Here is a 20,426-nt window from a genome sequence, read left to right on the forward strand (position 1 = left end):
GCGGTGCGGTCAGCGGTGGCGCCAGTGCTGGGTGCGTTGCTGTGTCCAGGCGTCCAGTGCGGCAATCAGCAGGCGCCCGACCGCCGCCGTGGCAAAGATCAGCGTGGCCATGGCGGCAGCGGGCGCAATGTCGCCGGCGTCGTCCATGGCCAGCACCGCCACCGAGGCCAGCGAGGTTTCGGGTGCATACAGAAAAACGACGGCCGATACCGTGGTCATGGCGTTCACAAAGAAGTAGCCTGCCACCTGCATCACGGCCGGCAGGCACACCGGCAGGTGCACGCGCCACAGCAAGGTCCAGAATGGCACCCCCATGGAATCGGCTACGCGCTCATATTCGGCATCCAGCTGCTGCAAGGCCGTGAGCTGGGTGATATGCGCCACCGAAAAGAAATGCGCCACCGAGCACAGCACCAGAATGCCGAGCGAGCCATACAGAAAGTGCAGCGGATTGCTGGCGGCATTGAAAAACAGGATGTAGCCCAGCCCCAGCGCCAGCCCTGGCACCGCCATCGGCAGCGTGGCCACGGCATGCAGCCACTGGCGCGCACGCGCCCACCCCGTGGGCTTGGCTACCAGATAGGCACTCAGAAAACTCAGGAGCGCCCCCACCACGGCGGTCGCCGCCGCCATCACCAGCGAATTGCCATAGCTGGCCCAGCCTCCGCCGTCCATCATGTCGAACTGGTAGTGCCTGAACCCCAGGCTCAGGTTGTAGGGCCAGAAGGTGACCAGCGAAGCCAGCACGGCCGTGCCCATCACCGCCAGCAGCCCCATGGCCACCAGGCTGCAGTACAGCAGCAACGCACGGTCCCGCAGCGCCGCAGGCTGAGGGACCAGCGGTGTGGCACGCACCGCCGTGGTGGCGGCCTGACGCGCGCGCAGGTGGCGTTCGGCAGCGAACGCCAGGCCGGCAGGCACCAGCAGCAGCATGGCAACCACCGCGCCCATGGACAGGTTGTGCTGGCCAATCACCTGCTTGTAGATGTCGGTGGCCAGCATGGGCGTGTTGCCCCCAATCACCTTGGGCACGCCAAAGTCCGTCACCACCAGCACAAACACCACGATCCAGGCAATCAGCATCCCGTAGCGGCTGGACGGCAGCGTGACCTGGCAGAAGCTGCGCCAGCGGCCCGCACCCAGCGTGGCGGCGGCCTCATACAGCCGCGCATCGCCTGACGCCAGCGTGGTGCACAGAATCATCAGTGCATGCGGAAACGTCCACAGCACCGAGCCCAGGATGATGCCGAAAGGCCCGTAGGCCGAGCCACCCAGCAACCAGCTTTTCAGCAGCCCCTGGGCGCCGAACAGGTAGATCAGACTGATGGCCATCAGCAGCGACGGCGCCAGCAGCGGCACCAGGGCGATGGCACGGAACAGCGCGGCCAGCGGCATGCAGCTGCGCACCACACCGTAGGCATAGCCATAGGCCAGCGCCACACACAGCGTGCTGCTGGTGGCCGAGATCCACAGGCTGTTGAACAGGGACTGCGCCACCCCCGGTGTTCGGGCATACGCCATGTACTGCGCCAGACCCGAGAACTGTCCGTCGGCCGACCAGAAACTGCGGCCCAGCAGCGCCCCCACCGGCAAGGCAATGGCGATCAGCAGCACGCCCAGCAGGCCCAGCACCAGCACCCCCAGCCAGAGCCTTTCCCCATGGAAGGTGCGGGATGGCCGCGGCGCGGCAGGACCTGCATCCTGGTGGCGCCGGGCAGTGTGCTGCACTGCAGAGGGGACCACCGGATCGGCGCCCAGCGGCAGGGCCGGTGTCGCGGCCACCATCATGCAGCCCTCCGCAAGGCCTCTGGCGCCGCCAGCACCTGCAGCGCTGCGGCGGGCAGTTCCACCAGCACCTCCCCCTGCAACCAGTCGGGCAGCCGGGCATCGTGGCGCAGCGGCCATTGCACATCGATCTGGCACTGCAGCGTGGGACTGAACACCCGCACCAGCACCATCGAACCCAGGAACGACGACTCCATCACCCGGGCGCGGAACAGATTGGCCAGTGCAATCGGCTGGGCCGGGTGCAGCACCACGCTTTCGGGCCTGACCCCCACCAGCAGTGCATCACCGGTTGCAAAACCCGCCGTGCTGCAATCCAGCCGCCCTTCCCCCACGCGCACCATGTGACCCGCCTCCGCCTCCGCGGGCAGCAGGTTCATGCGCCCCACAAAGCCGGCCGCAAAGTGACTGACCGGCTGGGCATAGAGCTGCTCGGGCGAGCCTTGCTGCTCGATGCGCCCCTGGTGCATCAGCACCACCCGGTCGGCCATGGACAGCGCTTCTTCCTGGTCGTGTGTGACCATGATGCAGGCGACCTCCAGCTGGCGCTGCAGCCGGCGGATCTCGCTGCGCAGCTCGGTGCGCACCTGGGCGTCCAATGCGGACAGGGGCTCATCCAGCAGCAGCAAACGGGGCCGGGGGGCCAGCGCACGGGCCAGTGCAACACGCTGCTGCTGCCCACCGGACAGCTGTGCCGGGTAACGCTGTGCCTGCGCGCCCAGGCCCACCAGGGCCAGCATTTCCTGCACACGGGCCTGGACCTGGTTCGCAGGCTGTCCCCGCAGACCGAACGCTACATTCTGCGCCGCCGTCAGATTGGGAAACAGTGCATAGCTTTGGAACACCACCCCGAATCCCCGGCGCGCCGCCGGCCAGCGCGTGATGTCCTCGCCCTGAAACAGGACACGGCCCTCGTCCGCCTGCTCAATGCCGCACAGAATGCGCAGCAGCGTGGTCTTGCCACAACCCGAAGGCCCCAGCAGGCTGACGAACTCGCCGCCATCGACCGCCAGGTCGATGCCGCGCAGCACCGGCGTGTCCTTGTACTGCTTGGCGATATGGTCAATGCGCAGCATGTATCTCTTTCAACGTGCAATAACAACAGACAGCCCACCCGCCCGGCCACGGCGCCGTGGCCAGGCCGTTCTGCCGAGCGAGTCCTCCTCGCACTCCATGCACCATGGGCCACAGAGAGAAGGCATCAGCGGTGGTTACTTCTTTTCCGCCTTGGCTTCATAGCGGCGCGCCCATTCGGTCAGGATGCGCTCGCGGTTGGCGGCAGACCAGTTGAAGTCGTTCTTGGCCAGGCGCTTTTCCAGGTCGGCCGGAATGAATTCATGCTTTTCCTGGGCCTCGGGCAAGGCCAGCACTGCAAAGTTGGCGGCATAGAGCTGGTTGGCCTCGGGCGTCACGGCCCAGTCGGCCAGGGCCTTCGCGGCCTCCTGCTTTTTGCTGGTCTTCATGATGGCCGTGGCTTCCACGTCCCAGCCCAGGCCTTCCCTGGGGAAGACGATGTCGATGGGCGCACCGTCCTTCTTGGTCTTGTTGGCCCGGTACTCGAAACTCAGACCCACGGGGAATTCGCCCGCGCCAGCCTGGCGGCAAGGTTTGGAGCCGCTGTGGGTGTAGACGCCGATGTTCTGGTGCAGCGCGTCCATATAGGCCCAGCCCTTGTCCTCACCCATCATCTGCAGCCATGCCGCCACCATCAGGTAGCCGGTACCGCTGGAAGCCGGGTGGGGCATGGTGATCGTGCCCTTGAACTCGGGTTTGGTCAGATCGGCCCAGCTGGTGATGGCAGGCAGCTTGCGCTTGGCGGCCTCGACGGTGTTGGCACACACGGCCGACGACCACAGATCCATGCCCACCCAGGTCGGGGTGGCTGCCGGGTCGCGCATGGTGGAGCGCACCTTGCCCAGGTTCTTGGGGGCGTAGGGAGCCAGCATGCCCTGTTTGTCCAGCAGCATCAGCGACGTGGCCGCCACCCCCCAGATCACGTCGGCCTGGGGGTTGGCCTTCTCGGCCAGCAGCCGGGCCGTGATGATGCCGGTGCTGTCGCGCACGAACTTCAGCTCGATCTCGGGGTGCACTTTTTCGAAGCCGACCTTGTAGGCCTTGATCTGGTCGGCCTCCAGGGCCGAATAGACCAGCAGCTCGGTCTTGGCGGCCAGCGCCTGACCGGTGGCACCCAGCAGCGCCCAGGCGGCAGCGGTCAGCAGGGCAAGGCGGCGGGGGTGGAAAACAAGGTCAAGGCGCATGGCAGATTCCTGAAAAATGGTGGGAATGGAAACCTTTGCGGAGCCGACCCACACGGCCAACTCCCTGCCCTGCACTCTAGAAATCGCATGTGAAATCTGCGTGTCACAGAACCGAAATCTGCCGAAGCGCCTATTGGCAAATTTGGGTCCCCATCACAGTGGGAGATGCTCCACGGTCCAGGCCGCCATGGTGAAATGCGGCAGCCGTCCCTGCCGGACGGCAGCACACACCATGTTCGTCACGCAACTGCAATCCTTTTTCTGGGTGGCCCGGCTGGGCAGCATCACGCTGGCAGCACGCCACCTGGGGCTGAGCCAGCCCACCGTCACCACGCAGATCCGCGCGCTGGAGGCGCATTACGGCGTGGAGCTGTTCCACCGCCAGGGCGGGCGGCTGACCGTGTCGGGGGAAGGCCTGCAGCTGCTGCCGCAGGTGGAGTCGCTGCTGCTGCGGGCCGTGGAGGTGGAGTCCGCGCTGCGCCATGCAGGCGATGGCAGCCAGGGCGGGCAGCTGCGGATCGGGGCCACGGCACCGTATTACGTGCTGGATATCGTGCAGCGCTTTGCCCAGCAGTACCCGCGTGTGCAGGTGTCGATGGTCAGCGGCAACTCGCAGCAGATGGGCCAGGCACTGGCGGCTTACCAGGTGGATCTGGCCACCTCATCCACCCCGGAAAGCGATCCGCGCCTGCTGCGGCTGGAACTGGGCCAGGACCCGCTGGCCCTGCTGGTGCACCGCAGCCACCGCCTGGCACACCGCTCGTCCGTGGATGTGGCGGATCTGGCCGGCGAGACCTTGATCCTGCGCGAGCCAGGCTCCGTGACCCGCCGGCTGACCGAACAGCTGCTGGCAGACGCTGGCGTGCCCCCGGGCCGCGTGCTGGAGATTGCCAGCCGCGAGGCCATACGCGAGGCCGTGATTCGCCAGATGGGCATCAGCGTGTTTGCCCGGCATGAGGCCTCGGCCCACCCCGACCTGGTGGTGCTGGCCTTTGCCGGCAGCGTGCCCCACCTGCCCGAATACCTGTACTGCCTGCACAGCCGCAGCCAGGCGCCGCTGATTGCGGCCTTCCTTGCCGCCAGCCGGGGACGCCCACATTGACCACGCCCTGTGCGTCGGCAGCACCTGTCATGGGCTGATGGGCCAACCGGCCACAAGAAAAAAGCCCTGTGTGTGCACACAGGGCTTTGTCATGGAGGCCACTCCGGTCCGCAACCGGTTGGGCTGCAATCGGCGGGGCCGCAGTCGGCTTACTGGCCGTCCCAGCGCTGGAGCAGCAGGGATGCGTTGGTGCCACCGAAGCCAAAGCTGTTGGACAGCACGGTCTTCAGCTGGGCATCGCGCGTGGTCGTGACCAGAGGCATATCGCCCAGCAGCGGATCGGGCGTTTCCACATTGGCCGAACCGGCGATAAAGCCCTTGTTCAGCATGATCAGGCAGTAGATCGCTTCCTGCACGCCCGTCGCACCCAGCGAGTGGCCGGTCAGTGACTTGGTAGACGAAAACGGAGGCACCTTGTCGCCGAACAGCTCGCGCATGGCACGCACTTCCTGCATATCGCCCACCGGGGTCGATGTGCCGTGCGTGTTGATGTAGTCCACGGGCGCGTCCACGTTTTCCATGGCCTGCTTCATGCAGGCAATGGCGCCGTCACCCGAAGGAGCCACCATGTCCTCACCGTCGCTGGTGGCACCGAAGCCCACCACTTCCGCCAGGATGTGGGCGCCGCGGGCCAGGGCGTGGTCCAGGCTTTCCAGCACCACCGCACCGCCGCCACCGGCAATCACAAAACCGTCGCGGTTGGCGTCATAGGCGCGCGAGGCTTTCTCGGGCGTCTCGTTGTACTTGCTGGACATGGCACCCATGCCGTCAAACAGCAGCGACATGCCCCAGGACAGCTCTTCACCGCCGCCGGCGAACATCACGTCCTGCATGCCCCAGGCGATCTGCTGGGCCGCCGCACCGATGCAGTGGGCCGAGGTCGAACAGGCCGAGGTGATGGAGTAGTTGATGCCCTTGACCTTGAAATTGGTCGCCAGGCATGCCGACACCGTGGAGCTCATGCAACGCGTGACCTGGTACGGGCCCACGCGGCGGATGCCCTTCTCGCGCAGCGTGTCTGCCGCCTCGATCTGGTTAGCCGGCGAGCCGCCGCCGGAGCCCATGATCAGGCCGGTGCGCGGATGGCTTACCTGCTCGGGCGTCAGCCCGGCCTGCTTGATGGCGTCTTCCAGCGCAATTTGCGAGTAGGCTGCGGCGTCGCCCATGAAGCGCAGCTGCTTGCGGTCAATGCGCGCTTCGATGTCGATTTCCGGCACACCGCCCACCTGGCTGCGCAAGCCCAGTTCGGTGAACTTGGCCACGGCCTTGATGCCCGAGCGGCTGGCACGCAGCGACGCTTCGACCGTCTCCAGGTCGTTGCCAATGCACGAGACAATGCCCGCGCCGGTGATGACTACCCGCTTCTTGCTCATGCTGCCGTTCCCTGACCGTCCCCTTCGCGCAGAAACAGACCCACGCGCAGGTCATTGGCCACGTAGATTTCCTTGCCATCGGCCAGCAGGCGTGCATCGCCGATGGCCATGTTCAGCTTGCGCTTGATCACCCGCTTGATATCAATCTCGTATGTCACCAGTTTGACGTCGGGACCGACTTCGCCGGTGAACTTGACCTCGCCCGCGCCCAGGGCGCGGCCGCGGCCGGGCAGGCGCAGCCAGGTCAGGTAAAAACCGATCAGCTGCCACATGGCGTCCAGACCCAGGCAGCCGGGCATGACCGGGTCGCCCTGGAAGTGGCACTTGAAGAACCACAGGTCGGGGTTCACATCGAGTTCGGCCACGATCTTGCCCAGGCCATGGGCACCGCCGTCTTCAGAGATATGGGTGATGCGGTCGAACATCAGCATGGGAGGCAGGGGCAGGCGGCCACTGTCGGCGCCAAACAGCTTGCCTTCACCGGAAGCGATCAATTGTTCGTAGGAAAAAGATTCGGCCATTGTCAAACTTACTCCAGCGCGGCGGATTGCCAGCGCGTTTTTATGTTGTGCTCGCCGCTGAGTGTACGGGCGCCGCAGGCGGGCATTATCGAAGCTCTTTGTTGTCCGTGCACCACAAACCCTGTGACCCAGGTCGAACTTTCTATTTGCTGCGGCGCAGCAGCCACCCCGCCAGCACCAGCACGGCGGCGCACAGCAGGCCCAGCGGCCACAGACCGGCCGCAGCCACCCAGCGGGCATACGGGGTCAAATGTTCCCTGCCCTGGGTGGTGGCCAGCAGCACGCCCCCCTCGAAAGCCGGCAGTTGGTGGGTGACCACCCCGCGGTGATCGATCGCCACTGTAGCGCCGGTGTTGGTGGCGCGCAGCATGGGGCGTTCGAATTCCAAGGAGCGCATGCGGCTAATGTGCAGATGCTGGTCGATGGCCGGGCTGTCACCAAACCAGCCAATATTGCTGATGTTCACGAAAACCGTGGGCGCCTGGGCCGGGTCGGCAAAGCGTGCGCCCAGCTCCTCGCCAAACAAATCTTCGTAGCAGATATTCGGCGCCAGGCGCTCGCCCTGCCACAGCATGGGAGGCTGGGCGACGGCGCCCCGGGCAAAATCGCCCAGGGGAATGTGCATCATGCGCACAAACCAGTGAAACAGCGGGGGAATGAACTCGCCAAACGGCACCAGATGGTGCTTGTCGTAGCGGTAGCTGCTCCCGGCACCGGGCTGCCAGCCCACCACCGCATTGGCATAGCCTTGCTCCTCGTCGCCCAGCGGCATGCCCACCAGCGCCGCATGGGCGCCGGTGCCGGCTTCCTGGTAACGGTAGGGCGCGGTGACGGCATCCAGATAGCCTTCGGGCAGTTGGCGTGGCAGCAGCGGAAGGGCGGTTTCGGGGGCCACCACCAGCGGCGCGGCCGGCTGCAGCAGTTGGCGGCCGTACCAGTTCAGCGACAGCGCAATGCCTTCGCCGGGCTCGAACTTCACATCCTGCGGAATATTGCCTTGCAGCAAGGCCACTTCCAGCACCGGGCGGCCTTCGGCCAGGGCCTGGGCATCGCCCTCGGCCAGGGCCTGCTGCTGCCAGACCCCGAACCCGGCGACAGCAGCGGCCGTCAGGACCAGCGGGACGGCCCAGCGCAGCGCACGCCGCGCCGGCGTGGCCAGCACCTGGGCCAGCAGCATGGCCAACCAGGCCGCGACGGCGCCCGTGCCGTAGACGCCCACCCAGCGTGGGAGGGCCGCCAGTGGCCCGTCCACATGCGCGTAGCCGGCAGCACCCCAGGGAAAACCGGTCCACAGCGTTCCCCGTGCCAGCTCCGCCAGCGTCCAGCAGGCGGCAAACACCAAGGCAGCCCAGGCAGGCTGCATGGGCCTCAGCCGCACAAAACCCCAGGCGGCAATCGCGTAGTACGCACCCAAAAAGGCCGCCAGCGCCAGCACCGCCAGCACCGCCAGCGGCGCCGGCAGGCCGCCATAGGTGTGCATGGAGATGAACAGCCACCAGAAGGTGCCTGCCAGCCACGCGGTGGCAAAGACAAAACCGCGCCAGGCCGCGCTGCGCGCCGTGGGCGCATGCAGCAGGCCGGTCGCCAGTGCCGCCAGGCTCAACAGTTGCAGCCACCAGACAGCCTGGCCCGAGCCCGGCCAGGCCAGGGACATGGCCTGCAGCTCTCCCGCCAGCAGCATGCCGGCGGTCCAACCCCAGCCCAGGAAACGGTGGGTGACTGCGGTGTGGGAAGAAGAGGCAAACACGGACGGCATGGGCGGATGAAGTCAGGAAACAGCAGGCACGGCGCCGCAGGCGCCTGGAAGCAGATCCCGGGTGTCGGGACACTCTGCCACCACAAGGGCTGCACCAAAGCGGCGCGGCCCCGCAGATTAGCAGTTAATCACCCGTGCCCAGCCGCGTGACCTTGAACCAGTGCACCGCTCCGCCCTTGGCGTGGAGCACTTCAAAGCGCAGACCCGCACTCTCCCAGTGCTCGCCGCGGCGCGGCATATGGCCCAGTTCATGGGCCACCAGGCCGCCGATGGTGTCAAAAACCTCTTCGGGGTCACGGGCCACCAGCGCCACGCCGAAGAACTCGGCCACGCGCTCCACCGGCGTGCGGCCCGCGACACGGTAGGTGGAGTCTGCCAGCGCAAAGATGTCGCCCTCCTCCTCTGGAATGTCGAATTCGTCCTCGATCTCGCCGACGATCTCTTCCAGCACATCCTCGATGGTCACCAGACCGGCCGTGGCGCCGAACTCGTCGATGACCATGGCCAGGTGGTTGCGGTTGCTGCGGAAGACGCGTAACAGATCATTGAGCGGCTTGCTCTCCGGCACAAAAATGGCCGGTCGCAGCAGCGCGCGCAGGTTCAGGCCCGGGGAGCGTTGCAGCTTGAGCAGGTCCTTGGCCAGCAACACGCCAATGATGTTGTCCCGCTCGCCCTCGTACACCGGAAAGCGCGAGTGCGCCGTGGTGATCACCTGGTGCAGCAGGGCTTCATAGGTTTCGTTGATGTCCAGAAAGTCGATGCGCGGTGCGGCCACCATCACATCACCGGCCGTCATGTCGGCCATGCGGATGACGCCTTCAAGCATCACGCGGGAGTCGGCGCCAATGACTTCGTTGTCTTCGGCATCCGCCAGGGTTTCGATGAGTTCCCCGGGACTGTCGGGACCGGGATTGATGAACTCGACGACTTTCTGCAGAAAGCTGCGCTTGTCTTCGCGGTCGGAAGGGCGCTGCGGGTGGGGGTCTGACACAGACAGTGGTGCAGGACGTGCGGTAGTGAAACAGGCTCCTAGGATAGCGGATTCCCCCGCACAGGCCCCATGCGCCCCCCAAGCCCATGCCCCTGGCACTGCTGCGGCATGGTCCACGCCTGCCCACCGCGGGCCGCCAGGGCAGGCATGCCCCGCCCATGAAAAAGGGCCGCCCAGCGCGGGCAGCCCTCAAGGATGGAGACAGAGGTTGCGGACGTTATTCGCCGGCCTGGTGGCGGCCTTCCTGCACACCTTTGCGAATTTCCTGCACATCAGCCAGGATCTCCCAGAACTGCTTCGCCTGCTTCTTGAACTGGTAGTCCACGGCGGCCACATGGGTCTCCACCATCTCCGCCATGCGCGAGTCGAAATCGCCCGGCGGCAGCTGCAGATAGGCTTCCGATTCGGTGCCGTCACGCTGCACCTTGGCGCCGGCGCTGCGGGCAATCTTCAGCATGGGCGTGTTTTCGGACAGGGCATGGATGAACATCATGTCCACGCCATGGTTGCGCGCATGCAGCGCCGCACGCTCGAACAGACGGCCACCCAGGCCCTTGCCCCGGGCGCTCTTGAGCACGGACACACCGAACTCGGCGCAGTTGCTGTGGTTGGCCAGGTCCACATACGCCAGGTGGGCCATGGCCACCAGCTCCAGGCGGCGGTTGAAGATGCCGAAGATGTCGTCACGCTCGAAATCGAGCTGCTCCACATAGCGCTTGACCTGTTCGTCATTGGCGGCATAGCCAAAGCGCAGATAGCGGTCACCGGTGTCCAGCTTCAGCAGGTGGGCCAGGATGCGGTCGCGGTGGCGCGGTGCCAGCTCGCGGATGGGCACCAGACTGGGCAGGCGGTTCGAGGCGAACCGGGGCAAAAAGATGCTCGATCCCGCTCTCAACGAGGCAGACAGCCATTCACTGCTCATGACACTTCCCCACTCTTTCCGTTTATGGCCCCTCGGGGCACGTTGACCAACCTGTGGCCGGAAAGTGCCGGCCTGCACGAATTGCTGCATTGCAACATAAATAAAGGCTTTGCGACGCCCGGTGGCAACATTGCCACAGGGTTTACCCGGGATCTACCCCTGCACCGCCCTTGTTTGCGCTGCCACAAGCAGCCCCTTCGGTCGGGGCCGCAGTTACAGCGGAATTGCCGTAGTGCCCTTGACACGGTCCAGCACAAAGCTGGTCTTGCAGTCCGACACGCTGGGGTGCTTGAGCAGCGTATCCATGATGAAGCGGCTGTAGTGCTGCATATCGGACACCACCACGCGCAGCAGATAGTCCATCTCTCCGGTCAGCGAAGCGCATTCCACCACTTCAGGCCAGGTCTGCACACTGGCCTTGAACAGGTCCATGGGGTTGCGCTTGTGCGTCTCGGTGTTCTTCTCCAGGCGCACGTTCAGATAGGCCGTCAGGCCCAGGCCCACGCTTTCGGGCGGCACCAGGGCCACATAGCGGTCGATGACACCGCACTCCTCCAGCCGCTTGACCCGGCGCAGCACGGCACTGGGCGACAGGCCCACCTGCTCGCCGATGACGTCATAGGTTTCGCGCCCGTTTTCCATCAACCGGCGCAGGATGGCGCGGTCAAGCTTGTCTATTGCGTGGAGAGAACTCATGGCGCAGGATTTTATACCAGGCAGATAAGTATTAACCCTAGATGCTTGGGAAATATGCAGCAAAACCACATTCGGCGCATTTTTCCTGCCACCTACCACCTGCCTTCCGCACAGGACGCAGCTTTCTTGATGCGCAGCAAATCTACATTGGCAAGCATCACTGCACCACAGCACACAGGAGACCGCCATGAACGCCCCCCTGCCCGCCGCCGCTTCCGACAGCACGTCCGCCTGGGACAATCCCATGGGCACAGACGGATTCGAGTTCATCGAATTTGCCGCCCCCGACCCCCAGGCCATGGGCAAGGTGTTCGAAAGCATGGGCTTTCGCGCCGTGGCCCGCCACCGCCACAAGAACGTGCTGCTGTACCGCCAGGGCGAGATCAACTTCATCATCAACGCCGAGCCCGACAGCTTTGCCCAGCGCTTTGCCCGCCTGCACGGCCCCAGCGTCTGCGCGATTGCCTTCCGCGTGCACGATGCCAAGGCCGCCTATGAGCGCGCCATCGCCCTGGGCGCCTGGGGCTATGCCGGTACGGCCACCCCGGGCGAGCTGAACATCCCTGCCATCAAGGGCGTGGGTGACAGCCTGATCTACCTGGTGGACCGCTGGCGCGGCAAAGGCGATGCACAACCCGGCGATATCGGCAACATCGGCTTCTTTGACGTGGACTTTGTGCCGCTGCCCGGCATCAGCAGCCAGGACATGCTGCACGTGCCCGGCCATGGCCTGACCTACATCGACCACCTGACCCACAACGTCCACCGCGGCCGCATGGTGGAGTGGGCCAGCTTCTACGAGCGCCTGTTCAACTTCCGCGAGATCAAGTACTTCGACATCGAAGGCCAGGTCACCGGCGTCAAGAGCAAGGCCATGACCAGCCCCTGCGGCAAGATCCGCATCCCCATCAACGAGGAAGGCAAGGAAAAAGCCGGCCAGATCCAGGAGTACCTGGACATGTACCAGGGCGAAGGCATCCAGCACATCGCCATGGGATCGGACGACCTGTACACCACCGTGGACCACCTGCGTGCCAGCGGCGTGCGCCTGCTCGACACCATCGACACCTACTACGAACTGATCGACAAGCGCCTGCCCGAGCATGGCGAGCCGCTGGCCGAGCTGAAGCGACGCAAGATCCTGATCGACGGCACGGGACAGAAGCTGCTGCTGCAGATCTTCAGCGAGAACCAGCTGGGCCCGATCTTCTTCGAATTCATCCAGCGCAAGGGGGACGATGGCTTTGGCAATGGCAACTTCAAGGCGCTGTTCGAGAGCATCGAACTCGACCAGATGCGCCGGGGCGTGCTCTGAACGGGGCACCCGAACTTCCAGCCACGTTGCGAGATCCAATCTGTCAGGAGAGCCACCATGGAAGTCCGACCTGTCGTCTACGGCCAGTCCAGCCGCCCGCCGCGCGGAGACTACAGCCGTGCGGCCAGCGACTACACCTGCACGCAGAACTATGCGGCCTACACTGAGGTGGAGCACGCCACCTGGCGCCAGCTGTATGCACGCCAGCGGGCGCTGCTGCCAGGGCGTGCCAGCAGCGACTTCATTGCCTGCCTGCCCCTGCTCGGGGCGTCCGAACGCATTCCGCACTTCGAGGACATCAACACCCGCCTGCAGGCCGCCACCGGCTGGCAGATCGTCGGCGTGCCCGGTCTGATTCCGGAAGTGGATTTCTTCCGCCTGCTCAGCCAGCGCCGCTTTCCGGTCACCGACTGGATCCGCACCCGGGATGAACTGGACTACATCGTCGAGCCGGACATCTTTCACGACCTGTTCGGCCATGTGCCACTGCTGTTTCATCCGGTGCTGGCCGACTACATGCAGGCCTATGGCGCAGGGGGACTCAAGGCCGCCGATCTTGGCGCCACCGAGCTGCTGGCGCGCCTGTACTGGTACACCATCGAATTCGGCCTGGTGCGCGAAGCCGACGGCATCAAAGCCTATGGTGCGGGCATCCTCAGCTCCGCCGGCGAGCTGGCCTACAGCGTGAGCAGCCCCATTCCCCAGCGCCTGCCACTGCAGCTGGAGCGCACCATGCGCACGCGCTACCGTATCGACGATTACCAGCACACCTATTTCGTCATCGACCACCTGCAACAGCTGCTGGACTTTGCCAGCACCGACTTTGCACCGCTGTATGACCGGCTGCGCCAGTTGCCGGAAATTGCCGCCGACGAACGGTTGCCGGGCGAAATCAGCATGCCTGTCTGACAGAGACAGGCCCTGGAGGCAGTATGTTTTTCATAGCAATTGCTGTGCGATCGTGCTTCATTTGGTGTGCATTTGCTTCAGAAACAGAGCGTACAACCCACCTGCAGCTCGCCTTTTGAAAGCAGCACGCCGGCGCTCCGCTCCTGCCGGTGCGCCGTACAAGGCCTGCCTCTGCTGACCTGGAGCCTGCAACAACGGCACCGCCCCGCCCAGGCGTCACACGCCGAAACCGCTATGCACGTACAGTGCCTATAGTCACGACCATCGGTTTTTATGCGCCGGCCGGCATGGCTGTGCCGCGCGCAGCGCCTGCGACCACCCACTGAATCCATCGTTTTTCACTGCTTTGACTGTGCCGACTTCCATCCTGTCCTTTTGCCACGCCCGCCTGCTGCGCTGGCTGCTGGTCCTGCACCTGGCCCTGCTGGGCTGCATGGTCCAGGCCCATGCCGCCGATGCGTTGCTTCCCCCCGAGCCCCAGGCCACGCCGCAGGCACAGATCCAGGCCGCCGCTGCCGCGCTCGACAAGGTGCGCAAATCGCTGGACGATGCCGAGACCTCGGACACGCTGCAGGTCCTGGCCGAGCAGGCGCTGAAATCCAAACGCGACGCCGATGCCGCCGTCACCGCCCTGGAGCCGCTGCTCAAGCAGTTGGACCAGCGGGTGGAACAGCTCGGCACCAAGGTCGAAGGAGCGGAGGAAAGCACCGAACTCACCCGCCAGCGCAAGGAACTGGCCCAGGAGCATGGCGATCTGGACTCCGCCATCAAACGCGGCAAGCTGCTGTCGGTGGAAGCCGCCCAGACGGCCGAATCCATTGAGAAGCTGCGCACCCAGCAGTTCAATGCCCAGATCGCCAGCAAGGCCTTGTCGCCCCTGTCGCCCGCACTGTGGAAACAGTTTTCCGAACAGCTTCCGCTGGACCTGCAGCGCATCAGCGCGCTCACCCGCCTGGGCCAGACCACCTTCCGCGCGGCGATTGCCGAACACGGCTGGGCCGTACCGCTGCGCGGCATCGTGCTGGCCTTGCTGCTGCTGTTCCCGCTGCGCATGGGACTGCGCCACCTGGGCTACCGCTATGCGGCGTCGGAACGCGCTCCGGATGGCCGCCTGCGCCGCACCGGCCTGGCCGTGTGGCTGCTGCTGGTGGGCACGGTGCTGCCCGGCCTGGCCAGCCTGGTGTTCATCGAACACCTGCGCGCCATCGATGCCGTCACGCCGCGCCTGCAAAGCGTGGCCGATGCCTGGATCCAGGCGGCCTTTGTGGCGGCCTTCTTCCTGTCCATCAGCGCCAGCACGCTGGTGCCCAAACGCCCCAGCTGGCGCCTGCTGGCCATCGACGACATTGCCGCCCCCACCCTCACCCGCTACGCCTGGGGCGCCGCCTTCCTGACCTGGTTCGCCATGATGCTCAATGCCGTGGACATTGCCGCACGCACCAGCACGGTGAGCACGGTGGCACTGGACGGACTGATCGCGCTGACCTATGTGGGCCTGATCCTGTCGGTGCTGGTCACCATCACCCAGCAGCGCCAGCGCCTGGCCGCGCCCGCCACCAAGGGCGAACACGGCGACGCTGGCCGTCCCGTGCAGCGCAGCAGCTGGCTGATGTTCGCCTGGCTGGGAGGGCATCTGACGGTGCTGGCCGCACTGGTGGCCGCCCTGCTGGGCTATCTGAACTTCTCGGTGTTCGTGGCCACGCAGATGGTGTGGATCACCGTGGTGGTGCTGGCCACGTCGCTGCTGATGAAGTTCGCCGATGACCTGTGCACCTGGTTCTTCTCGCCGGACAGCCGCACCGGCCGCGGCCTGGCCCAGGGCATGGGCCTGCGCCCCACCCGGGTGGAACAGGTAGGTGTGCTGCTGTCGGCCCTGCTGCGCGTCAGCCTGCTGCTGCTGGGCCTGGCCGCACTGACCGCGCCTTTTGGCAACGCCAGCAGCCTGCTGGGCTGGACGGCCAGCGCCGCCCAGGGCGGGCTGCCGATAGGGGACACCGTGCTCAAGCCCATGGCCATCGGCCGCGCACTGGTGGTGCTGGTGATCGGCCTGACCGTCTTCCGCGTGCTGCAGCACTGGCTGGTGGAAACCTATCTGCCCAAGACCGATCTGGACATCGGCGCGCGCAACTCCATCAGCACGGTGGCCCGCTATGTGGGCATCATCCTCTCGGGCCTGTGGACGCTGGCCGCACTGGGCATCGGCTTTGAAAAAGTGGCGCTGCTGGCCAGCGCGCTGTCCGTGGGTATCGGTTTCGGCCTGCAAGCCATCACGCAGAACTTTGTCTCCGGCCTGATCCTGCTGGCCGAGCGCCCGGTGAAGCTGGGTGACCGCGTGCGCATCGGCGACCAGGTGGGCGATATCCGCCGCATCAGCGTGCGGGCCACCGAAATCCAGACCGACGACAAGTCCACACTGATCGTTCCCAACTCCGAGCTGATCACCAAGTCCGTGCAGAACCTGACGATGGACGGCGCCTTGGGCCGCATTTCCATCGCTTTTGCGGTGCCGCTGAGCACCGATGTGGTCCGCCTCAAGGCACTGCTGCTGGGCATCTACCGCAGCCACGAAGCCGTGCTGGAGGCCCCGGCTCCGTCGATGTACGTGGATTCGCTCAGCGGCAGCGTGATCAACATCACCAGTTTCGGCCATGTCTCCAGCCCGCGCCAGGTCTACAGCACGCGCAGCGACCTGCTGTTCGAGCTGCTGCGCCAGACCGCCGAGCAAGGCATTGCGCTGTCCTCGGCCACGGACATCCACCTGGTGCGCGACCGGGCCGATGCGGCGCCGGTGCCCCCGACCACGCACGCTGCGCCTGAGCCCGCCAGCCATACGCCAACCGCCTGACCCCGCACCGCCTTGCGCACAGGCAGCGCCGGGTACAGCCTTCTACATGATGGACCGGTCCTCGGCCTGCGCAGTCCCGGTCTCCATCCCACCCATCGGGCGCCCCGCTGGCCGGGCCTGTGGCTCCTGCGCCACCAGTTGGCGCACCAGCGTCCACAGCGCCGGGGCCTGCAGCATCTCCACATGGGCCATGCCGTTGAGCCACAGCGGCGTGGCGCCTTCCAGCAAGGCCGTGGTGCCGGGGAAGACCATATTGTCCGCATCGGACAGCGCACAGTGCCACTGCACCCGGCTGGCCGTGCTGCCGGGCCGGGCCTCGTCCCGCTGCAGTTGCTGCAGCCAGGTGTTGCCGGGGCGCATCTGCGCCACATTCGGCCCCAGTGCCCAGCAAGCCATCCAGGTGCCGTGGTGGGGGCTGCCCGCCGTCACCACCTGCTGCGGGCGGTGGGGGGCATCGGCATCCGTCAGGCTGCGCAACCAGTCGCGCACCACCAGCCCCCCCATGCTGTGCGCCACCACCACCGGTGCCCGGCCCGTAGCCGCCTGCATGCGCCGAACGGCCCCATCCAGCACCGTCCGGCCCGTGCCCACACGGTGCAACAGCAACGGCATGCTGACCGCAATACAGGGCACCCCTGCGGCACGCAGCTGGTGCAGCGCATCGGCCCAGATGGCACGGTTGCAGAGCCAGCCATGCACCAGCACCACGCCTGCGCTGCCCACGGGCCGGCCCGGCGGACGGTCGGGCACATAGTCCGCCTGGGCGTGTTCGGCCCAGGGCATATCCCAGCCAAAGGCGCGCAGCGACACGCGGCATTCCGCATTCCAGGCCCGCAACAGCGTCGCCAGCGGCAGCGGCGGCTCGCCCCGGCTGCGCCGCACCAGGGCCAGGCAGACAAACTGCTGCCCCAGCCACCAGCGCCCCGCCAGCGCCCACAGCAACGCCCCACCCAGCGCCCATGGCACCGATTGCGGCCAGACCCAGGCCAGCCAGACCACCAGCACCGCCAGATTCAGCAACGTCATTCCCCGCAACCACCAGGCCACCATGGGTCAGTTCCTCCTGCCTGCATTGTGACCATGCAGGCCTGTGCCGCCCCGCGCCACCTTTGCGGACCTTCCCTAATCCCTAGGACAAGCCCGATGGCGCAGCCCCGGCAGCTACACAGAATGGACACACTTTTTGTCACCCATTTCCCCGCAACAGGAGAAAGCATGGATCGCATTTGGCTGCAGCACTACCCCGAAGGCGTGCCCTCTGACATAGACACCACCCAGTACCGCTCGGTGGCCGATTTGCTGGAGGAGTCCTTCAAGCGCCATGCCAGCCATCCGTTTTCGGTCTGCATGGATGTGTGGATGGACTATGCCGAGCTGGACCGGCTCTCCGCCCGCCTGGGCGCTTGGCTGCAAACCCTGGGGCTGGAGCCCGGTGCTCGCGTGGCCATCATGCTGCCCAATGTGCCGCAGTTCGCGGTGACCATGGCCGCCGTGCTGCGTGCCGGCTACACCTGCGTGAATGTGAACCCGCTCTACACCCCGCGCGAACTGGAACACCAGCTCAAGGATTCCGGCGCCACGGCCATCGTGATTCTGGAGAACTTTGCCCACACGCTGGCCCAGGTGCTGGAGCGCACCCAGGTCCGGCATGTCTGCCTGACCTCCATGGGAGATCTGCTGGGCCCGGTGTTCGGCCGCTGGATCACTTTTGCCGTGCGCCACCTGGCCAAGATGGTGCCGCCCTTCGATCTGCCGCTGCAAGGGCGCACGCTCACCCACTTCCGCGATGCGCTGTCCCAGGGCGCCAACCGCACGCTGCAGCCCAGCCAGGCCACGCACGACTCCATCGCCTTCCTGCAGTACACCGGCGGCACCACCGGCCTGTCCAAGGGCGCGGTGCTGACCCATCGCAACATCATCGCCGCCACGCTGCAGGCCGAAGCCTGGTTTGCCCCCGCGCTCAAGGGCCTGCCCGACCTGTCGAAAGTCCACAGCATCGCCGCACTGCCGCTGTACCACATCTTCGCGCTCACGCTGTGCCTGCTCGCCATTCGCCAGGGCTCCAGCCTGAGCCTGATTCCCAACCCGCGCGACATCCCCAAATTTGTCGATGTGCTGGCCAAGCGGCCATTCCACCTCCTGCCTGCAGTGAACACGCTGTTCAACGCCCTGCTGCAAAACCCCAAGTTCCGCACGCTGGACTTTTCACAGCTGCGCGCCTCGCAGGCCGGTGGCATGGCCGCCAGCGAAGGCACGGCCAAGCAGTGGCAGCAGGTGACGGGCTGCCCCATGATCGAAGGCTGGGGCATGAGCGAGACCTGCGCCATCGGCACCAACAACCCGGTGACCTCCCAGCATTTCACCGGCAGCATCGGCCTGCCGCTGCCGGGCATCGACATCACCATCAAGGACGACGCGGGCAACGACCGCCCGCTGGGCGAATCCGGCGAAATCTGCATCCGCGGCCCCAACGTGATGGCCGGCTACTACAACCAGCCTGAGGAAACCGCCAAGACCTTCACCGCCGACGGCTTCATGCGCACCGGCGACATCGGCGTCATGGACGAGCAAGGCTATACCCGCATCATCGACCGCAAGAAGGACATGATCCTGGTCAGTGGCTTCAACGTCTTCCCCAACGAGATCGAGAACGTCATCTCCCTGTGCCCCGGCGTGGTGGAATGTGCGGCCATCGGAGTGCCGGACGAACATTCGGGCGAAGCCGTGAAGGTGTTCGTGGTGCGCAATGACCCGTCGCTGACCGAAGAAGCGGTGATTCGCCACTGCCACGCCCACCTCACGGGCTACAAATGCCCGCGCTTCGTGGAGTTCCGCGACGAGCTGCCCAAGACCAATGTGGGCAAGATCCTGCGGCGCGAACTGCGCAGTCCGGCTGCGCCAGCGCCGCATTGATCCTGCCCGCTGTGCCTCCTCTATGCCCCGCACCCAGCTCCGGTGGCGCGGGGTTTGCTTTGCTGAGACTGCATGACTGCTGCCCCCCTGCTCTGGCCTGAAATCACTGTCCTCGAACGCGGCTGGCTGTCCGCCAACAACTACCTGTTCCAGGCGAGCGGGCCTGACAGCGCCGCCGCGCTGGTGGACACCGGCTACTGCCTCCATGCCGAGCAGACCGTGGCCCTGGTGCAGGACAGCCTGGGTGCCCAGCCACTGAAGCGTATCCTGAACACCCATCTGCACAGCGACCACTGTGGCGGCAATGCCGCGCTGCAGGCCGCCTACCCGGACGTGCAGACCTGGATCCCCCCCGGCGAAGCCGCCGCCATCCGCGCCTGGGACGAGGAACGGCTGAGCTACCGCCCCACCGGCCAGGACTGTCCGCGCTTTCGCGCGGATGGACTGTTGCAGCCCGGCACCGAGGTGCAACTGGGCGGCCACTCCTGGCAGGTGCATGCGGCACCGGGCCACGACCCGCACTCCGTCATCCTGTTCGAACCCGAGCGGCGGCTGCTGATCTCGGCCGATGCCCTGTGGGAACACGGCTTTGGTGTGGTCTTCCCCGAGATCGAAGGCATCCACGCTTTTGACGAAGTGGGCGCCACGCTGGACATCATCGAGGCACTGCAACCCGCCGTGGTGCTGCCGGGCCACGGCGCGCTGTTCACCGATGTGGCTGCAGCCCTGGCCGAAGCGCGGCGCAAGCTGGCAGGCTTTGTGGCCGATCCGCGCAAGCACGCACGCTACGCCGCCAAGGTGTTGCTCAAGTACAAGCTGCTGGAATGGCAGCAGATTGCCACCGCCGACGCCCTCCGGTGGATGCTGGCCACCCCCTACTTCCGCACGCTGCACACCCGCTACTTTGCCGCCGACACGCCCACCGCCTGGGCACAGAGCCTGGTGCACGAGCTGGAGCGCTCCGGTGCCGCCGCCGTGCGCGACGGGGTGCTGTACAACCGCTGACGGTTTTGCACCCCATGAAAAAAGCCGCCTTCCCC

Annotated in this window: 16 protein-coding genes; 6 read left to right on the plus strand and 10 right to left on the minus strand. The window is 65.9% G+C overall.

Annotated features, from left to right (window positions below; translation table 11 throughout):
* Nucleotides 1–9: 9 nt before the first annotated feature.
* From B3349_RS13395 to B3349_RS13405, 3 genes are all read right to left on the minus strand, one after another.
* Nucleotides 10–1,785 (minus strand): putative 2-aminoethylphosphonate ABC transporter permease subunit, encoded by a 1,776-nt coding sequence (locus tag B3349_RS13395; RefSeq protein WP_291589855.1) that lies wholly within the window; start codon nt 1,783–1,785, stop codon nt 10–12.
* Nucleotides 1,785–2,861 carry an ABC transporter ATP-binding protein gene (locus B3349_RS13400; RefSeq protein ID WP_291589377.1) on the minus strand — a complete coding sequence of 359 codons (1,077 nt, stop codon included), beginning with the start codon at nt 2,859–2,861 and terminating at the stop codon, nt 1,785–1,787. The genes B3349_RS13395 and B3349_RS13400 overlap by 1 nt, the downstream gene beginning before the upstream one ends.
* A gap of 135 nt (nt 2,862–2,996) precedes the next feature.
* The gene (locus tag B3349_RS13405) at nt 2,997–4,043 is read right to left on the minus strand and encodes a putative 2-aminoethylphosphonate ABC transporter substrate-binding protein (protein ID WP_291589379.1); all 1,047 of its coding nucleotides are present in this window, start codon (nt 4,041–4,043) and stop codon (nt 2,997–2,999) included.
* A 232-nt stretch (nt 4,044–4,275) separates the two neighbouring features.
* On the opposite strand from B3349_RS13405, the gene B3349_RS13410 reads away from it, so the two are divergent.
* Nucleotides 4,276–5,145: a LysR substrate-binding domain-containing protein gene (locus tag B3349_RS13410; protein ID WP_291589381.1), complete on the plus strand. Its 870-nt coding sequence runs from the start codon at nt 4,276–4,278 to the stop codon at nt 5,143–5,145.
* Nucleotides 5,146–5,294: 149 nt separating this feature from the next.
* Here B3349_RS13410 and fabB read toward each other — a convergent pair whose 3' ends face one another.
* The 6 genes from fabB to B3349_RS13440 form a co-directional block, all read right to left on the minus strand.
* Nucleotides 5,295–6,518, minus strand: coding sequence for a beta-ketoacyl-ACP synthase I (fabB, locus tag B3349_RS13415; RefSeq protein ID WP_066540994.1), 1,224 nt, complete (start codon nt 6,516–6,518; stop codon nt 5,295–5,297).
* Complete coding sequence (gene fabA, locus B3349_RS13420; RefSeq protein WP_066540995.1) at nt 6,515–7,039, minus strand: bifunctional 3-hydroxydecanoyl-ACP dehydratase/trans-2-decenoyl-ACP isomerase; 525 nt, start codon at nt 7,037–7,039, stop codon at nt 6,515–6,517. Before fabA ends, fabB begins: the two co-directional genes overlap by 4 nt.
* A gap of 142 nt (nt 7,040–7,181) precedes the next feature.
* Nucleotides 7,182–8,720, minus strand: coding sequence for an apolipoprotein N-acyltransferase (gene lnt, locus B3349_RS13425; RefSeq protein WP_291589856.1), 1,539 nt, complete (start codon nt 8,718–8,720; stop codon nt 7,182–7,184).
* Nucleotides 8,721–8,919: 199 nt separating this feature from the next.
* Nucleotides 8,920–9,786 (minus strand): CorC family transporter, encoded by an 867-nt coding sequence (locus B3349_RS13430; protein ID WP_291589385.1) that lies wholly within the window; start codon nt 9,784–9,786, stop codon nt 8,920–8,922.
* Nucleotides 9,787–10,003: 217 nt separating this feature from the next.
* Complete coding sequence (locus B3349_RS13435) at nt 10,004–10,708, minus strand: GNAT family N-acetyltransferase (RefSeq protein ID WP_066541003.1); 705 nt, start codon at nt 10,706–10,708, stop codon at nt 10,004–10,006.
* A 213-nt stretch (nt 10,709–10,921) separates the two neighbouring features.
* Entirely contained in the window at nt 10,922–11,404 is a 483-nt protein-coding gene (locus B3349_RS13440) for an Lrp/AsnC family transcriptional regulator (protein WP_066541005.1), read from the minus strand.
* 187 nt (nt 11,405–11,591) lie between these two features.
* Between B3349_RS13440 and hppD the strand changes: the two genes are divergently transcribed.
* The 3 genes from hppD to B3349_RS13455 all read left to right on the plus strand — a co-directional run bounded on the left by hppD (nt 11,592) and on the right by B3349_RS13455 (nt 16,473).
* Nucleotides 11,592–12,719 (plus strand): 4-hydroxyphenylpyruvate dioxygenase, encoded by a 1,128-nt coding sequence (hppD, locus tag B3349_RS13445; protein ID WP_291589388.1) that lies wholly within the window; start codon nt 11,592–11,594, stop codon nt 12,717–12,719.
* A 57-nt stretch (nt 12,720–12,776) separates the two neighbouring features.
* Nucleotides 12,777–13,628 carry a phenylalanine 4-monooxygenase gene (gene phhA / locus B3349_RS13450; RefSeq protein WP_291589389.1) on the plus strand — a complete coding sequence of 284 codons (852 nt, stop codon included), beginning with the start codon at nt 12,777–12,779 and terminating at the stop codon, nt 13,626–13,628.
* Between the two features lie 352 nt (nt 13,629–13,980).
* A complete protein-coding gene (locus B3349_RS13455; protein ID WP_291589390.1) occupies nt 13,981–16,473 on the plus strand; it encodes a DUF3772 domain-containing protein in 2,493 nt (830 codons plus the stop codon).
* Nucleotides 16,474–16,515: 42 nt separating this feature from the next.
* Here the strand turns inward: B3349_RS13455 and B3349_RS13460 are convergent, their stop codons facing one another.
* Nucleotides 16,516–17,499 carry an esterase/lipase family protein gene (locus B3349_RS13460; RefSeq protein WP_291589391.1) on the minus strand — a complete coding sequence of 328 codons (984 nt, stop codon included), beginning with the start codon at nt 17,497–17,499 and terminating at the stop codon, nt 16,516–16,518.
* A 189-nt stretch (nt 17,500–17,688) separates the two neighbouring features.
* On the opposite strand from B3349_RS13460, the gene B3349_RS13465 reads away from it, so the two are divergent.
* Together B3349_RS13465 and B3349_RS13470 are read left to right on the plus strand one after the other, a co-directional pair.
* Nucleotides 17,689–19,386, plus strand: coding sequence for an AMP-binding protein (locus B3349_RS13465; protein WP_291589392.1), 1,698 nt, complete (start codon nt 17,689–17,691; stop codon nt 19,384–19,386).
* Between the two features lie 72 nt (nt 19,387–19,458).
* Entirely contained in the window at nt 19,459–20,391 is a 933-nt protein-coding gene (locus B3349_RS13470) for an MBL fold metallo-hydrolase (RefSeq protein WP_291589393.1), read from the plus strand.
* Nucleotides 20,392–20,426 lie beyond the last annotated feature (35 nt).

It is taken from the genome of Comamonas sp. UBA7528, assembly GCF_002479375.1.
GTDB lineage: Bacteria > Pseudomonadota > Gammaproteobacteria > Burkholderiales > Burkholderiaceae_C > Comamonas.

Excerpts from the sequence above, each read along its gene's own strand:
- B3349_RS13395 (WP_291589855.1), bottom strand. The coding sequence starts at position 1,785 with ATGGTGGCCGCGACACCGGCCCTGCCGCTGGGCGCCGATCCGGTGGTC.
- B3349_RS13440 (WP_066541005.1), bottom strand. The coding sequence starts at position 11,404 with ATGAGTTCTCTCCACGCAATAGACAAGCTTGACCGCGCCATCCTGCGC.
- fabB (WP_066540994.1), bottom strand. The coding sequence starts at position 6,518 with ATGAGCAAGAAGCGGGTAGTCATCACCGGCGCGGGCATTGTCTCGTGC.
- B3349_RS13400 (WP_291589377.1), bottom strand. The coding sequence starts at position 2,861 with ATGCTGCGCATTGACCATATCGCCAAGCAGTACAAGGACACGCCGGTG.
- B3349_RS13405 (WP_291589379.1), bottom strand. The coding sequence starts at position 4,043 with ATGCGCCTTGACCTTGTTTTCCACCCCCGCCGCCTTGCCCTGCTGACC.
- fabA (WP_066540995.1), bottom strand. The coding sequence starts at position 7,039 with ATGGCCGAATCTTTTTCCTACGAACAATTGATCGCTTCCGGTGAAGGC.
- hppD (WP_291589388.1), top strand. The coding sequence starts at position 11,592 with ATGAACGCCCCCCTGCCCGCCGCCGCTTCCGACAGCACGTCCGCCTGG.
- B3349_RS13435 (WP_066541003.1), bottom strand. The coding sequence starts at position 10,708 with ATGAGCAGTGAATGGCTGTCTGCCTCGTTGAGAGCGGGATCGAGCATC.
- B3349_RS13460 (WP_291589391.1), bottom strand. The coding sequence starts at position 17,499 with ATGACGTTGCTGAATCTGGCGGTGCTGGTGGTCTGGCTGGCCTGGGTC.
- B3349_RS13470 (WP_291589393.1), top strand. The coding sequence starts at position 19,459 with ATGACTGCTGCCCCCCTGCTCTGGCCTGAAATCACTGTCCTCGAACGC.
- B3349_RS13465 (WP_291589392.1), top strand. The coding sequence starts at position 17,689 with ATGGATCGCATTTGGCTGCAGCACTACCCCGAAGGCGTGCCCTCTGAC.
- lnt (WP_291589856.1), bottom strand. The coding sequence starts at position 8,720 with ATGCTGCTGGCGGGAGAGCTGCAGGCCATGTCCCTGGCCTGGCCGGGC.
- phhA (WP_291589389.1), top strand. The coding sequence starts at position 12,777 with ATGGAAGTCCGACCTGTCGTCTACGGCCAGTCCAGCCGCCCGCCGCGC.
- B3349_RS13410 (WP_291589381.1), top strand. The coding sequence starts at position 4,276 with ATGTTCGTCACGCAACTGCAATCCTTTTTCTGGGTGGCCCGGCTGGGC.